A 1,565-nucleotide genomic window follows, 5' to 3' on the forward strand; every position below is an offset into this window, starting at 1 on the left:
TGTCTTGTACCTCCTCTTTCCATTTAAATACCCCCACAGAGGAGATTTGTTGACGTTTCAACGCCGGGAGAAGCCCGTGTTGCAGATAAGTGTCGGTTAGGACTTCTTGTAATTCATTGGCCAGGGTTTAGATCTGGAGTACATAAAAATCCCGGCTTACATCTTGTGCAATTCCTTTTGTGCAGATAGAACATACGAACAGCATCGTGAAATATGTGAGGCAATATCTAAGGGGTTTCATTGAGCTACTATTTTTACTTCAAATTTAAGGGTAATTCATGGAGTATCCTATAGGTGCCAATGTGGCCCAACAGGAGGGACTAAGAAATATCAATAATAGCAAGAACCTAGGAGTTTTAATATTCATGGCCCAATTCTCTGCTCATTTATCATTTATCACCGACCTTTGCAAAAAAGAATACAATGGACCTAAATTTGGCCGTACTGATAGACGGCGATAATATACCCTCTGCCTATGTAAAGGAAATGATGGAGGAGATTGCAAAATATGGCAATCCAACTATCAAAAGGATCTATGGGGATTGGACAAACCCCAGACTGGGAAAATGGAAACAAGTACTTCTCGAAAATGCCATTACGCCTATTCAACAATACGGCTATACCGCCGGAAAGAATGCTACCGATTCTGCCATGATCATCGATGCCATGGATATCCTCTATTCGGGAAAGGTAAATGGGTTTTGCCTGGTAAGCAGTGATAGTGATTTTACGCGTCTTGCGACCCGACTCCGGGAGGCCGGGATGCTTGTGTTTGGAATAGGAGAGAAGAAAACTCCCAATCCTTTTATTGTAGCCTGTGACAGGTTTATTTACATAGAGATCCTGAAAAAACAATCTGAAGAAAGCAGTACGGGTCCAGGGGATACTAAATCCGACAAGAAAAGCGGGGTAGACAAGATCACCAAGAAAGATATACAACTAATCACCACCACTGTAGAAGACGTGGCAGATGACGATGGTTGGGCCTTTTTGGGGGATGTGGGCAGTTTATTACAGAAAAAACAACCCAATTTTGATTCCCGTAATTACGGCTATCAAAAACTAACGCCCCTTATTAATTCCCTGGGCGAGTTTGAGATCGAAAGGCGTGAAGATGCTAAAGGAAGAAAAAAACTTATCTACGTAAAGATCAAAGAGCATAAGTCGGGCTCCACTAAAAAATAACTCGGCATCTTTAAAGATTTTTCAAAATAACAGATTCACTATTTTCGATCGCGCCGGCACTAAAAGCAGAGCATGTATTTCTAAATGGGGTGATGAAAAAATAACCCTGGAATGATTTTAAAACAAAAAAGCCGAAGGTATTCCTTCGGCTTTTTGTACGTTGTATGGATGCTTACATCACAAAATTAATAGGCACGGCTACCCTGGTGGTACCCCATCCCATTACTAGATGTACGGCATTATCTACTTCCTGAAAGGTGATCGAAAAGGCCTCTAAAGATTCTGACCCGGCAGATACACTTGCTTGTACCCTGGCAACATCGCCAGATTCATCGTAAAAATATGATCCCCATTGATTGAGATTCTTGTTTAGAACTACT

2 protein-coding genes are annotated in these 1,565 nt (G+C 41.5%); one reads left to right on the plus strand and one right to left on the minus strand.

Translation table 11 applies throughout. From position 1 onward, the window contains the following. Nucleotides 1-423 precede the first annotated feature (423 nt). Nucleotides 424-1,185, plus strand: coding sequence for an NYN domain-containing protein (locus tag WBM49_RS09880; RefSeq protein ID WP_424371888.1), 762 nt, complete (start codon nt 424-426; stop codon nt 1,183-1,185). A gap of 172 nt (nt 1,186-1,357) precedes the next feature. Here the strand turns inward: WBM49_RS09880 and WBM49_RS09885 are convergent. Next, nucleotides 1,358-1,565, minus strand: a 208-nt coding sequence (locus tag WBM49_RS09885; RefSeq protein WP_424371889.1) for a DUF2911 domain-containing protein, incomplete at its 5' end; no start/stop codon positions are given.

The sequence above is a fragment of the Muriicola sp. genome (assembly GCF_049669965.1).
Classification (GTDB): Bacteria; Bacteroidota; Bacteroidia; order Flavobacteriales; family Flavobacteriaceae; genus Muriicola.